The organism is Micromonospora humidisoli (genome assembly GCF_016900955.1).
In the GTDB taxonomy this organism is placed as follows: Bacteria; Actinomycetota; Actinomycetes; order Mycobacteriales; family Micromonosporaceae; genus Micromonospora; species Micromonospora wenchangensis.
Genome location: NZ_JAFEUO010000005.1, coordinates 25,501 through 39,735 on the forward strand (window position 1 = coordinate 25,501; position 14,235 = coordinate 39,735).

Sequence of the window (14,235 nt, forward strand, 5' to 3'; positions counted from 1 at the left end):
CCGATGACCACCCCCCAGGCCACCACCTTCGCCCCGGGTTCCCGCATCGTCGTGCGGGACGAGGAGTGGCTGGTCCGCAGCGTCAGGACCGGCACCGCGGACGGCACGATGGTGAAGGCCGTCGGCGTGTCCGAGTTCGTGCAGGACATCGAGGCGACCTTCTTCACCGCGCTCGAAGACATCACCCCGTTGGTGCCCGAGGACACGGTGCTCGTCCAGGACGCCTCGTCGCGGTTCCGGCAGAGCCGGCTCTTCCTGGAGGCGGTGCTACGGCGTACGCCGTTGCCGCGTACCGAGCGGGGGTTGGCGCTGGCCGACCGGTTCCTGTTGGACCCGCTGCCCTACCAGCAACGGCCCGTCGAGCTGGCGTTGTCCGGGCTGCGGCCCCGGATCCTGCTCGCTGACGTGGTGGGGTTGGGCAAGACGCTGGAGATCGGGCTGATCCTCGCCGAGTTGATCCGCCGGGGCCGGGGCGACCGCATCCTGGTGGTGTCACCGCAGCAGGTTCTGGAACAGTTCCAGCGGGAACTGTGGACCCGGTTCGCGATCCCGTTGGTCCGGCTCGACTCGACAGGCATCCAGCGGATCCAGCAGGAGATCCCCGCCGGGCGCAATCCGTTCACCTACTTCAAGCGGGCCATCATCTCGGTGGACACCCTCAAGGACGCCGGCCAGTTCGGGCACCACCTGGAGGCCACCACCTGGGACGCCGTGGTCATCGACGAATCGCACAACCTGATCAACAAGGGCACCCAGCGCAACGAGCTGGCCCGTCGGCTGGCCGCCAAGACCGACGCGTTGCTGCTGGCCAGCGCCACTCCGCACAACGGCGACAAGGAGTCCTTCGCCCGGTTGATCTCGTTGCTCGACCCGGCGGCGATCGCCAACGAGAAGGACTACCAGGCCAGCGACATCGCGCACCTCTACCTGCGCCGCACCAAGATCAGCCCGGAGGTGCGCGACCAGATCGGCGACAAGTGGGCCGACCGGGGACCGTCGCAGGCCCTGCACTGCCCGGCGAGCCCGATCGAGGAGCGGATCTTCGACGAGCTGACCGACGTGTGGTTGGCCGGCAGGTGGACCGACAAGGCGATCACCGGTCAGGACCGGCTCTTTCCGTACACGCTGTTGAAGTCGTTCCTGTCGTCGCACCGGGCGCTGCACGAGACGGTGACCAACCGGCGGAAGAAGGCCACCGGCACCGAGCGGGCGGCGCTGGACCGGCTCGCGGAGCTGACCACGGCGATGACCGACCAGGACTCCAGCAAGCTGCGCCGGCTGGTCGACGCGCTGCGGGAGATCGGGGTCGGCCGGGGCAGTGACACCCGGGCGGTGGTCTTCTCCGAACGGGTACCGACCATCACATGGCTCGCCGACGTCGTCCCCGGGATGCTCGGCCTCAAGCCGACCGCCATCCGGGTGCTGCACGGCGGGGTGGCCGACAAGGACGAGCAGCGGATCCTGCAGGAGTTCGAGCTCGCCGGCAGCGAGGTCCGGCTGCTGCTCACCGGGGACGTCGCCTCCGAGGGAGTCAACCTGCACCGGCAGTGCCACCACCTGTTCCACTACGACATCCCGTGGAGTCTGATCCGCATCGAGCAGCGCAACGGTCGGGTCGACCGCTACGGGCAGCAGCACCAGCCGCAGTTCCGGGCGCTGATCCTCACCTCCGCCCGCCCGGACGCCAAGGACGACCGGACGGTCGCCGAGAAGCTGCTGCGGCGGGAGGAGACCGCCCACCGCAGCCTCGGCAGCGTGGAGGCGGTCACCGGCCGGTACGACCCCAAGGCCGAGGAGGACCGCCTGGTCCGGGACCTGCTCGCCGGAAAGACGGTGGACGAGTCCTACGACGCCGCACACGCCGAGATCGACGTGATGGCCGACCTGTTCGGCGAGGTAGGCACGGCCCCCGAGGCGGCGGACATCCCCCGCGCCCGGGTGCCGAAGCTGTTCGACTCGACCCGGGACTTCGTCGACGCGGCTCTCGCCGAGATCTACGACGACCGCCCCGAGGACCACCTCGACCTGCGCCGCGAGGACGAACTGTTCACCTTCCTCGCCCCCGACGACCTGGTGCACCGGCTCACCGACCTGCCCCGCTCCTACCTGCGTGCCCACCGCGAGGGCGAGGACCTGCGGTTGAAGGTCACCTTCGACCGCCCGCTGGCCCAACGCAAGCTCGACCAGGCCCGGCAGAGCAGGACCCCGACCTGGCCGGAGATCGCCTTCCTCAGCGACGTGCACCCGATGGTCGACTGGCTGGTCGACAAGGTGCTGATCCGGTTGGGCCGCCAGCAGGCCCCGGTGCTCACCGCCGACGTCGCCGCACCGACGTTCCTGATCCAGGGCGTCTACGCCAACCGCCTCGGCCAACCCACCGTCGTGCAGTGGATGGCGGTGACCGACCTGCCCGCGTCGCCGACGATCCGACCGATGGACGAGGTGTTGCGCGAGGCCAACGTCGGCCCGACGATGGTCAACCGCGCCGAGGCCATCGCGGTCGACCCGTTGCAGGCGCTGCTGCCGGCGGCCGTCCGCGCCGCCCGGCAGCACCTCGAGGGCAAGCGCGCCGACTGGGCCGAGGCGAACGCCGAACCGCTGCGCCGGCACCGTCGGCAGTTGGAGACCTTCGAGCAGACCAGCCTGCTCGACGAGTTGCCCGGCGTGCACCGGGAGAAACGTCGCCGCCGTATCGACACCACCGTCAAGGAGCAGCACGACCTGCTTGACCGGCTGGAAACCACCGGCGATCCGCTGCTGCGGGTGCTCGCCGTCCTCGTACCGTCGCAGGGGAGTGCCGCATGAGTTTCGAGTCGCTGACCAACCGCGGCGAGTACCTCTCCGCGCACTACCTCGCCGAGATCCTGCCCAGCACCCTCAAGGGCGGGCTGCTCAAGAAGTGGGCCGAGGACGAGAAGTCCGGGCGGGTCACCCCGCGCGCCGGGCTGCGCGGCATCCGCCGGCAGTTCTTCGACGCCAAGACCGAGCTGACCGACGTCGACCTGTTCGACCCGGAGCGGCTGCGTAAACACCACCACGAGGTGCTCAAGGCCCTCGGGTTCGACCCGCAGCCGCAGACCATCACCGTCGAACGCTCCGGCCAGGAGCACGAGGTGGTGGTGGCGCACGCCGAGTTGACCACTGCGCACGGCATCGTCGCGCTGGACTGCGGGTGGGCGGTCGACACCGAGGCCGCGCAGGACCCGGACGACGCCGGCCGGCTGCTCGACCCGCTCACCCTGTCGGGCACCGAGACCATTGCCACGGGTGCGAAGCTCGCGTCGCTGCTGTTCGCCGCCGACAGCCCGAAGCCCCGGTACGTGCTGATCCTCAGCGGTGGTGTGCTCACCCTCGCCGACCGTACCGCCTGGGGTGAGGGCCGTTACCTGGCGGTCAGCCTCGACACCGCGTACGCCCGCAACGACGAGCGGGAGCTCGACGTCGTCGCCGCGTTGTTCGGCGCGGATTCGCTGCGCCCGCCCGCCGAGGGCGGCACCGAACCCCTCGCCGAGCTGGTCGCCGGCTCCCGGCAGCACGCCGTCGGGGTGTCCAGCGAACTCCGCGAGGGCCTGAAGGTCTCCGTCGAACTCATCGCCAACGAGGTGCTGGACCAGATCCGCCGGGCCGGCTTCCCGCCGCAGGACGTGATGGACCTCGACGAGCTGGCCAGGGAACTCGGCCGGGAGGCGCTGCGGTACCTCTACCGGATCCTGTTCCTGCTCTATGCCGAGGCCCGGCCGGAGCTGGGGGTGCTGCCGGTCAACGATCCGCAGTACGTCGAGGGGTACAGCCTGGCCCGCCTCGGTGACCTGGTGTCCCGCCGGTTGGCCCCCTCCGGCGAGGGCGGCTACCACCTCTACGAGTCGCTGGACCTGCTGTTCCGCATGGTCAACGACGGGCACCGGCCGCGCGGCGGTGTGGTGGTCGACGACCAGGCCAGCGAGGGGGAGGGGCTGCGGTTCGAGCCGATGAAGTCGGACCTGTTCCTGCCGGAGCGGACCAGGCTCATCGGCCGGCTGATCCCCGAGCCGGGCAGTGACCCCGACGACGACCACGGCCCGAAGATCGACACCCGGCTGCGCAACAAGGTCCTCTACGAGGTGCTGCGCCGGCTGATGCTCACCCGGGGCGGCAAGCGGCGGCGCGGCGGTTTCATCTCGTACGCGCAGCTCGGCATCAACCAGCTCGGCGCGGTCTACGAGGGGCTGATGTCGTACTCCGGGTTCGTCGCCACCGAGCAGCTCTACGAGGTCGCCAAGAACGGCGACCCGAAGGACGGCTCGTGGATGATCCCGGCATCCAAGCATGACGACTACGACGACGACGTCTTCGTCTACAAGGAGGACCCGTACACGGGGGTGCGGAGCCAGGTCCGCTACCAGCCCGGCCAGTTCGTCTACCGGCTCGCCGGCCGGGACCGGCAGACCAGCGCCTCCTACTACACGCCGCAGTCGTTGACCGAGGTCACCGTCCAGCTCGCCCTGAAATACCGGCTCGACCAGGACGGCACCGTCACCCCGGCCCGGGAGCTGCTGGACTGGACGATCTGTGAGCCGGCGCTCGGCTCCGGTGCGTTCCTCAACGAGGCGATCAACCAGGTCGCCGCCGAATACCTGCGCCGCCGCGCCCGCGAGTTGCAGGTCGACCTGGAACCAGAGCAATACCACCTCGAACTCCAGCGGGTGAAGGCCTACATCGCGCTGCACAACAGCTATGGCGTCGACCTCAACCGCACCGCCGTCGAGCTGGCCGACGTGTCGCTCTGGCTCAACGTCATGCACGCCGGCCTGCAAGCGCCATGGTTCGGCCTGCACCTGCAACGCGGCAACTCGCTCATCGGCTGCGGGCGCAAGACCTACACCCCGGCGCAGCTCGCCGACAAGTCGTGGCTGACCACCGCACCGGCCGAGAAACCCTTCCGGGACGGCCCGATCGACCCCGACACCATCCACCACTTCCTGCTCCCCGCCGACGGCTGGGGCGCGGTCGCGGGCGAGAAGGAGGCCCGCGAGTTGGCGCCGGCCGAAACCGCCAAACTCAAAGCCTGGCGGACGGCGATGAAGCGCATGCCGTCCGCCAAGGGCAAGAACTCGCAGGTCAAGCGTTTGCAGGGGCTGGCCCGGCGGGTGGAGTTCCTGTGGGGACTGGTGCAGCAGCGCCTCGACATCTCCGAGCGGGAGATCCGCCGGCACATCCCGGTGTGGGGGGCCGACGACCTGCCGCCGGTCACCGAGGCGGTGCCCCGGGACGAGATCCTGGCCGACCTGACCGCGCCCGGCACGCCGTACTGGCGGCTCAAGACGCTGATGGACGTCTGGTGCGCGCTCTGGTTCTGGCCGCTGGACAAGGTCGGCCTCCTCGACGGCACCGACCCCGCCTACCCGTCCGCGCCCGTCCAGGTCACCCACGTCAAGGACGAGCCGTCGTACGACGACCAGGTGGTCTATGAGACGGCGGACTTCTTCGGCAACGTACAGCCGCAGCAGACGATGCTGCCGACTAAGGCAACCGGCACCCGGCGGATGACGGTGGCCGAACACCTCCGCCAACAGGTCCCACTAACCAACCTGGACGAGTGGCTGACGTTCGCCGAAGCGCTGATCGGCCGCAAGGACGCCGACGCCGCTACCGCAGCCTTCTACGGCCGCAGCCTCACCAGCCTCGCCGAGATAAGCGACCTCGAACAGAAACTAGACGGCGTCATCGGCGTCGACTCCCCCTGGAAGCTCTCCGATCGCTTTCCCTGGCTCCTCATTACCGAATGCGTTGCCGAGGAGCAGGGCTTCTTTCACTGGGAACTTACCTTCGTCCAAGCGTTCACAAGAGGCGGTTTCGACCTGCAAGTAGGTAATCCGCCCTGGGTTAGACCAGATTGGAAAGAAGATGAAGTTCTAGCAGAGAATGACCCATGGTTCCGACTTGCAGAACGGGCTCCTATGGAGGAGTGGCGAAGTCGAAAGAAGGAATCACTCGAATCGGATTTCGTTAAGCTAGGTTTTTTGGGAGAGTTGACTGGCAACTCTGCTACAGCAGATTTTCTAGCGCATGGGACGGTTTATCCGTTAATTTCAGGTACTCGCCCTAATCTTTATCGCGCAATGATGTGCCAGGTTTGGGCGCACCTCGGGGTGATTGGAATTGCTGGGCTGGTCCACCCTGACACCCATTTCGCAGGTGCGAAGGAAGCGGCTCTGCGAGAAACTTCTTACCATCATCTTCGGGTTCACGCCGGGTTTGTTAATGGCGCAAACTGGGCATTTGCCGATGCGAACAGAAATATCGAGTTCGGTTTGCATATCTACGGTCGGCGAAAGTCGATTGGGTTCAGTCACCTAAGTCGTCTATACGCTGCCTCGGTCTTGATCGAGTCACTTAACCATTCCGGCGAAGGTCCGATCCCTAGCCAGCGCTACGGTGGGTCGTGGGACAATCGGCCGCACAAGGCTAGAGTTCTATACGTAGATGAGGGGGTCTTGCAGGTTTGGCAGCGTCTCCGAGGTGCTGGTGACGACGAGCCGCCCTGCCGATCGCCATTACTCCAACCTATCACCGTGGCGGAGGAAAGGGCTATCGCCGCGTTGTCTCTGGTAGAACGTCGGATGGGATCTGAGAGCTATTTCGTTAGCCGTGGATACGATGAGGCGAATGCCAAGAAGGAGGGTATGATCAGCTGGGAACCAGGAGCATCGCTCGGCCTCGACGGGATTGTTTTTCAGGGTCCGCACTTTGGTATCGCAACTCCTTTCGCTAAGGAGCCGAAGGTTCCTTACAGGAATAACCACGACTGGGTTTTGGTCAATTTATCTGCTATGTCGTCCCACTTCGTCCCAGCCGCTAACTATGTGCTCTCTGCTGATGAGCTAGAAAGTCGCAAAGGTCAGGATGTGTGGAGCGGCAGCCGCTACTCCGACTACTATCGATTGGCCTGGCGGCGAATGATTGCCTTCAACATGGAGAGATCGCTATTCGCATCGCTCCTTCCACCTGGACCGACGCACGTCCATGCGGTACAAAGCCTTGCATTTCCTACTAACAAGTCTACCTCTTTAGCTGCTGGTTTCTTCGCAGCTCTACCGCTTGACTACCTGCTTCGGATTACTGGCCGGTCGGATCTGACAGCGTTGGACTGTCGCACAATGCCTCTGGCGCGAGAAGATCATCCTCTGGCTGCTAGTCTTCTACTAAGGACACTTAGGCTCAACTGTCTGACCGCTGCCTTTGAAGCCTTGTGGGGCGAGTTGTACGATCCGCTCTGGATGGAAGAGCAATGGGTGAGTGGCCCGCTGGAGAAACAAGCTCTCGGCCGAGTCAAGCCAGAATGGCATCCTGGGACGCCTCTTAGAACAGAGTGTGAGCGGCGGCTGGCGCTAGTGGAAATCGACGCTCTTGTAGCGGTCTGGCTCGGAATTGGAATTGAAGAACTATTGGCAATGCTGCGCTCTCGATATTTCACGCTAGTTGAGCGAGAAGAGCAGATGTGGTTCGACCGATCTGGACGCAAGTTGGCGGCGGACTCCTATACGTTCGGGTTCGGGCAGGAGCGGCAGCATTATGAGCAACTGATGGCACATATTGAGACCCCTGATAAAAATCCGGTGCCGGTGGGGTATATGGGCCCCTTCTATAAGGCGGATCGTGAAAGTGAGTATCGGCTAGCGCATTCTGTTTTCAGCGAACGGCTCCGGGTAGCGGTTGATGCGGGGTGGTGGGAGGGGTAAGGCGTTGATCTATGGCGCGCGCCCCGATTCTGACATGAGTCGTCGACAAGAGAGCTCGACGCGGTTAATTCGTTTGGATCCCTGATCGTTACTATCTGAGCCACTGTGGCGATTTCTCTCTGTTGTGGCGAGCATTGGAGCTGCTGTTGCCGCCTCCTTCGTTGACGACAGAAGGAGATTTGTGATAGTTGCTAGACGATCGATATGGAAGATCCAGACTATCTCTAGCGTATCCAGTGGCAGTTTAGGTCGAATTTCCGAACCGTGATAGCGGACGTCTGCCTATCGATTTTGCGGGAATTTGCTCATTCTGGTGCTGATACTCTCATGCCTCTCTGCCTCAAGAGTGCGCGCTTGCTTTAGTTCTTCATCTATGCGTTGATTCCTGCAGACCTAAGCTGACTGAATCCCGATAGTCGGGCAGCTGAGATAGTCGCGGTTGGTCTTGGGGAGCCTATGCTTCCGCATCGTGAAGGTCCGGCCGGTGGTCTTTGATCCACCGCTCGACGTCTTCTGCCCGCCAGATGCGTCCGACCGACAGGACGGCCGCCGGATCGGGAAACGACTTCGAGTTGGTGATCTGGTAGGCGCGTGTGCGGGAGACGCCAAGCATCTCCTGCACCTCTTGGCTCGCTACCAGCCGGAGCTTTCCCACAGGATCAACGCTAGGAGCACCCGAACTGAACATGTGCTTCCTGAGCGATAGCACTGTGCAGATGCTTATAAGCGTGTAAGCTGTGCACCTGTTCACTCACTGGGTGGTCCGAGACAGGGGAGGGGTCATGAGTCGGCGGTGGAAGTGGTTCTTGCGGGTGGGGCGGGCAGGCGTTGACCTGGTGGGGAGGGCCGTATCGGAGAGGGGTGGGTCGGGGCGTTCGCTGCCTCCGGGCGGGCTGGTGGGCGTACCCGATGAGCCTGGGGCCTCGCGGGGTGGCGGTGTGGTGCGGTCCGGGCGGGGCGTTCGGCGGGTGGGGGTGGCGCGGAACCAGCGGGCGGGCCGTTAAGCGCTGCTGCCGTCGGGTGGGTGCCACGGGCGGCGGGGGAGCGGGCCGGGTGAAGGGCGGCGGGCCGTTGGTTGACGATGGGTCGTCGGTGCCGCGTCGGCACCTCGGGCGGGTGTTGGGACAGTTGCGGGCCGAGGCGGGGATGACGGTGGACGGCGCGGCGGAGGTGTTGCAGTTCAGCCGGCGCAAGCTGTGGCAGATCGAGGCGGGTCGGTCCGCCGTGAGCCGTAGCGACGTGCGGGTCATGTGCGAGCGTTACGCTGCGCGGCCCGAGCTGACCGCCGCGCTGGTCACCCTCGCCGGGCAGACGCAGGCGAAGGGCTGGTGGCATGCGTACGGCGATCCGCTGCCCCGCTGGTGCGAGCCGTACGTCAGCCTGGCCGCCGAGGCCCGCCGCCTCCGCGAGTACGCCGACGGGATGATCCCCGTGCTGCTACAGACCCGGGAGTACGCGACGGCCGTCTGCCGGCAACGGGCCGATCTCACCGAGGCGGACCGGGACCGCCTGATCGAGGTACGCCTGCGGCGGCAGCGCGTGCTGCGGCGGCTGCCGGCGGCACCGCGGTTGGAGGTGGTGCTGGCCGAGGCGGTGCTGCTGCGTGCCGTCGGGGATCCGGGGGTGATGGTCGCGCAGTTGCGGCACCTGGTGGAGGCGAGTCACCTACCGCAGGTGTCGCTGCGGGTGGTGCCACTCGCCGTGGGGAGCTACCGGGCCGCCCTGGCTGGCCCGTTCATGCTGCTCGACTTCCCGCCGGTGAGCCGGGTGGAGCCCGACCCGCCGGTGGTCTACCGCGAGTTCTTGACCGGGGCGCTCTATCTTGACCGGGAGTCGGAGGCGGCCGAGTACGAGCAGGCGTGGGCGGGTCTGGACGCGGTGGCCCTGGGCCACGACGAGTCCCGCCGGCTGATCGAGACGATCAGCGCCGAGGTCCACCAGGGCGGAGCCGCGTCAGGGGTCAGACGATGCTGAACCGGGGGTTCGACTGATCCGGGCGAGCATAGTCTGAAGTGGACAGCCCGCGACGGGTCATGTTGGTCCACGGTCGGGCCGGCAATCGTGTCCGGTCGGACCAACCACCCGTACCGCTCTCGCATCTAGGGTTGTCGACACTACCCGTTGGGATCTGCGTCAGGTGGGCGCAGCGATGCGGCCTCTGCCACGGCGCGGGGCCGCCGCCGGAACCGCGGGCGACGGGGGTCGGATGGCGATCGGTATGGAGCGCAAGGTCATCAAGGTCGTGCAACAGGCGTTGTCGCAGGGGCCGATGCCGCAGGAGGATCTGCTGACGGCGCTGCGGCAGGCGGGGCTGCGTACCGACAGCACGGGTCTCTTCATCGTGTGCGCCACACACGGACTCGCTGACCTCCAGGACGACGTCTGGGTGCCGCGTGGGTGGGCCTCCCCGGTGACCGGAAGGGCGGAGGCAACTCCCCGCCGACGCCCGCCGCGCCCGCCGGCCGCCCAGCGGGCAGCCGCCGAGGTGCGTCAACTCGCGTCCTCCATCGGCATTTCGATGGACGAGCCGACCCCGCCGGCCGGGCCGGTGCCCGCCGACTGGCCACAGATCGCCGCGCAGGCCGGGCGGGCATTACAGGAGGAACTCCGCGCCGTCACCGACCGGCGGACCCTGCAGGACGTGCCGGTCAGCGGTGGCTCCGTGGTCGCGGAGTCAGCTGCCCAGCGCCTCATGCGGTTCGAGGCTGAGGGTGACCTCGGAGTGTCCGAGGGAACCCAGGCGACACTGGTAGTCGAGGGTACGCCGATCGACGTCGAAGTGGTGTCGGTCTTCGGTAACGTGGTGACCCTGTCGGTGCCGCCCGGCGCGATCCTGCCGGAGGAGGCCGTGCTGCGCTGCGACCTTTCCTGGCTGCTTTCTTTCCAGAGCAAGCGCCTTCGTGAGTTGGCCAACGGCGGGCCGGGCTTCCACGCCGAGGCCGCCGCCGCGCTGTTGACGGCCGGCCGGGCCGCCGCGCCGGACGACCTGCCGGCCGTTGCTGTCGACCACCTCAATGCCGGCCAGCGGTACGCCGTGCAACTCGCCCTCACCCCCGGTGTCACCTGGCTCTGGGGACCACCGGGCACGGGAAAGACCACCACCATCGGCACCCTCGTGGCGGAACTCTGCATACGTGGGCTGCGGGTCCTGCTCACCGCCCCCACCAACGCCGCCGTCGACGTCGCGGTTCAGGCGGTCCTCAAACAGATTCCCGAGCTCGCCGGTGGTGGCCTGGTCCGGCTGGGCCAGCCCTCCGACACCTCCCTCATCGGTCGCGCTGACGGGCATGTCCTGATCGATGAGATCGCCGCGAAGCGCGGTGAGGTTCTGGCCCGGATGCGGGTCCGCGAGGGGCAGCGGACCCGCGACCTGCGGCAGCGACTCAACGCCCTGCAACGGCGGCACGCGAGCCTCACCGAAGAGGAACAGGACGAGCGGCTGACCTTGGAGTGGGACCTGGCCGAGGCGACCGCGACGGTACGGGAACTCGACGAGTCCCTGCACCACGTACGGCGGCAGGTCTGCCGGGAGGCGGAGGTGGTGGCCGCCACCTCGCACCAGGTGGTGCTGAAGACGCTGCGCGAGCTGACCTTCGACGTGGTGATCCTCGACGAGGCGAGCATGACGACGACGGCGCTGGCGATGCTGGTCGCGGGCGCGGGCAGCGGCCACACCGTCGTCGCGGGCGACTTCCGGCAACTGCCGCCGGTCGTCGTCGCCGACACCCCCGCCGCGCAGGACTGGCTGCGGAAGAGCCCGTTCGAGAAGGCCGGCGTGGACGTCGTGGTGGGCGAAGGACCGTCCCGCTGTCGACTCGCGGCGCTTACCGAGCAGTACCGCATGCGGCAGGACATCAACCATGTGGTGAGCGAGGCGTTCTACCCCGAGAGCCCGCTCGTCACCGCGCCGACGGTGCCCGCCAGGCCACGACGGAGCAGGGCGGAGTGGGCCGCCGGTGAGCTCGTCCTGCTCGACACCTCACGGCTCGGCGCGCGGACAGCGCGCAAACAGGGCATGTTCTCCCGGTACAACCTGATGCACGCGCAACTCGTCGCCGGGCTCGTTGCCGTTCCGGACGCCGACGTGTCCAGCCTCGGTGTCATCTCGCCCTTCGCGGCGCAGGCCAGCCTCCTGCAGTCGCTGCTGCCCGAATCCGAGCGGGGAGACTGGGCCGCCTCGACGGTGCACCGGTTCCAGGGCGGTGAGCGGGACGTCGTCGTCTACGACAGCGTCGACACCGGCTTCGGCGTACGCCCGCTGCACCGATGGTTCACCGAGGGTGAGCCCGGCGGCGACGGCGCCCGGCTGCTGAACGTGGCGGCCAGCCGTGCTCGCGACCATCTGGTGGTCGTTGCCGCGCTGGACCAGTTGCACCGGCACCGCACCACCCGGGACGCGGTCTGGCGGTTCTTCACCAAGCTGCTGGAGCGCGGGCGGATCGTCACCCCGGACGCGGCGCTACACCACGGGTCGGTCACCCGACGGATCACCGGAGACGTCACCGGCCCACTGGGCGACGACCTAGCGAAGGCCACCTCGGTCGAGATGTGGCTGCCCCGGGCACCACTGGTCCGGTTGCACCCGCTGATCCCGGCCCTGAAGATGATCGCCGAGCAGGACGTCGACACCGAACCGGTGACGGTCTGGGTCGAACCGGACCCGGACGGGTACCTGTCGGCGGAGGCGATGGAAGCCCGACGTGGCGGCGTGAACATTCGCCCGTGCACGCCGATCCTGGAATCCGGCGCTGTCATCGACGACGTGGTCTGGACCTCGACCGGATCCCTGCTCGGTCCCGAGCCCGGTGTGGTGCTGCGCACCCGGCACGCGGCCTTCGCCGACGCGGTACGACGGGCGCAGCGGCGACGCCCTGGCGTCGCACCCGGCAGCGGGCAACTCGGCGACGACTGCGGTCGCTGTGCCCGTACCCTGGTCCGGTTCGAGGTGGGCCGACGTGGTCTGCCGACCGTCGGTTACCGCTGTCCGCGCTGCGACAGCTCGTCCCGGTCCGGGCATCGCCCGCGACCCGGCCTCCGTGACGGTCTCGACCTCGCCCTGGACCGGCATCGATAGGTGTCGCTCATCCGGCTCCGTCGAGGACCCGGACGACGAGGACGGTCCCGTCGGTGCCGTACGAGTAGACCCCACCGTCGGCCGGCGCTGCCGGGGGTCTCTGGAGGAAGGTCGGGGCGTCCCGCAGGTAGGCGCTGACCCGGCCGTCGGTCAGCTCGCGGTAGAGGTGGCTCTCCACACCACGGAACACCTCAAGCACCCGGCCCCGGCTCAGGGGCGCGTGGTGCCGGGTCCCCTCCGCCGAGATCCCGTTCGGCAGGGCAAGCGTCGCCGCGCTGCTCGTCGCCCATGCCGGGTCCAGGTCGAACAGGCCCGGCTGGGATGTGGCCTCCTCCGTTCCGCGCTGCCGTGGGGTGGCGTACTCACTGGCAGCGGAGCTGTTCCCCGCGAAGAGCAGCGCGGTGGCCGCCACGGCGCGGGTCAGGATCTGGGTGAACCAGCCACGCTCCGGCTCAGGTATGTCGAAGACCTGGGGTGCGCCGGGCGGCAAGTCGTCGGCCGCGTCGGTTCCGGTGCCGGTCGCCCCGGCCGGCGACGGGGGGAGGGTTGGGGATCTGCGCTGCCTGGGTGTCATCCGGGGTGGCCGTGCGCGGTCGCCAGGACCTGTCCTCGGGGCGGGTGCTCAACAGGCCGTCCAGCTCCGCGTCGTCGCCGGACCACAGCTCGTCGTCCCCGGGCGGATCGAGCACGTACGCGGTGATCCCGGCCTGGGTGAGGTGCGAGGCGACCATGAGGGACGGCGGATGCCTGCCACCCACCGACAGCGCCTCCACCTGGACGGCGGCGCGGGCGAGCTGGCCGTGGATGAAACTCGGCTGCTGGTGGGTGCCCTTGCACTCCAGGATTACGATCTTCATCCGCCGGCGGGTCTTGGTGGCGTGGTGCCCGAGCAGAATGTAATCCGGTCGCTTCTTGGTCGGCGAGACGGACTCCACCGCACCGCCCCCCTCCACGAAACCGGCCTTCAACGCCACCTCCGCGTCGACCGCGTGGAACGTCCACCCCCGGAACTGGCGGCGGAGCACGTGCTTGGCGACGACGAGGGCCAAGCCGATGCCCAACTGCTCGGACTGGGTCACCTTGTGGTGGTAGACGACCTCGTTGGCGTCGGGTGTCAGGGCGAGAAGCCCCCGGTTGGTCCTGGTCAGCGTGGCGCAGTAGCGCACGGCGGCCCAGTGCCGGGCCACCTGCGACAGCGGCGACGTGGTCAGCAGGGTGGTGGCCACGCCCAACTCGTGCAGCACCCGCGCCGGGCTGGTCCGCAGCCCGCCGCTGCCGACGTCCACCGGGAGCAACTGCTTGTGATACCAGTACGCCTCGCGGTTCTTGGCGTGGGTCTGGGCATACCGCAGCACGTCGGTGACGAGCTGCTCGGAGGACTCCAGCGCCAGCAGGGACTGGTGGCTCAGCGCCCGTACGAGGGAATCGATCTCCACACCCACC

7 protein-coding genes are annotated in these 14,235 nt (G+C 67.6%); 4 read left to right on the top strand and 3 right to left on the bottom strand.

The features are described 5' to 3' along the window. Nucleotides 1-3: 3 nt before the first annotated feature. Both JQN84_RS18860 and JQN84_RS18865 read left to right on the top strand, forming a co-directional pair. A complete protein-coding gene (locus JQN84_RS18860; protein WP_204959708.1) occupies nucleotides 4-2,805 on the top strand; it encodes a helicase-related protein in 2,802 nt (933 codons plus the stop codon). After that, nucleotides 2,802-7,718 (top strand): DNA methyltransferase family protein, encoded by a 4,917-nt coding sequence (locus tag JQN84_RS18865; protein ID WP_204959709.1) that lies wholly within the window; start codon nucleotides 2,802-2,804, stop codon nucleotides 7,716-7,718. The genes JQN84_RS18860 and JQN84_RS18865 overlap by 4 nt, the downstream gene beginning before the upstream one ends. A 454-nt stretch (nucleotides 7,719-8,172) precedes the next feature. On the opposite strand, the gene JQN84_RS18870 is transcribed toward JQN84_RS18865, so the two are convergent. Further along, nucleotides 8,173-8,373, bottom strand: a complete 201-nt coding sequence (locus JQN84_RS18870; RefSeq protein ID WP_307821316.1) for a helix-turn-helix transcriptional regulator — start codon at nucleotides 8,371-8,373, stop codon at nucleotides 8,173-8,175. A 437-nt stretch (nucleotides 8,374-8,810) separates the two neighbouring features. Between JQN84_RS18870 and JQN84_RS18875 the strand changes: the two genes are divergently transcribed. Beyond that, nucleotides 8,811-9,692, top strand: a complete 882-nt coding sequence (locus JQN84_RS18875) for a helix-turn-helix domain-containing protein (RefSeq protein WP_307821317.1) — start codon at nucleotides 8,811-8,813, stop codon at nucleotides 9,690-9,692. 232 nt (nucleotides 9,693-9,924) lie between these two features. Further along, nucleotides 9,925-12,792 (top strand): DEAD/DEAH box helicase, encoded by a 2,868-nt coding sequence (locus tag JQN84_RS18880; protein WP_204959712.1) that lies wholly within the window; start codon nucleotides 9,925-9,927, stop codon nucleotides 12,790-12,792. Between the two features lie 7 nt (nucleotides 12,793-12,799). Here the strand turns inward: JQN84_RS18880 and JQN84_RS18885 are convergent, their stop codons facing one another. Continuing rightward, the gene (locus tag JQN84_RS18885) at nucleotides 12,800-13,282 is read right to left on the bottom strand and encodes a hypothetical protein (protein ID WP_204959713.1); all 483 of its coding nucleotides are present in this window, start codon (nucleotides 13,280-13,282) and stop codon (nucleotides 12,800-12,802) included. Then, nucleotides 13,245-14,228, bottom strand: coding sequence for a hypothetical protein (locus JQN84_RS18890; RefSeq protein ID WP_204959714.1), 984 nt, complete (start codon nucleotides 14,226-14,228; stop codon nucleotides 13,245-13,247). Before JQN84_RS18890 ends, JQN84_RS18885 begins: the two co-directional genes overlap by 38 nt. Nucleotides 14,229-14,235: the final 7 nt, after the last annotated feature.

What these genes read in the sequence shown, in the direction of transcription:
- JQN84_RS18860 (WP_204959708.1), top strand. Translation starts at nt 4, where the DNA reads ATGACCACCCCCCAGGCCACCACCTTCGCCCCGGGTTCCCGCATCGTC.
- JQN84_RS18865 (WP_204959709.1), top strand. Translation starts at nt 2,802, where the DNA reads ATGAGTTTCGAGTCGCTGACCAACCGCGGCGAGTACCTCTCCGCGCAC.
- JQN84_RS18880 (WP_204959712.1), top strand. Translation starts at nt 9,925, where the DNA reads ATGGCGATCGGTATGGAGCGCAAGGTCATCAAGGTCGTGCAACAGGCG.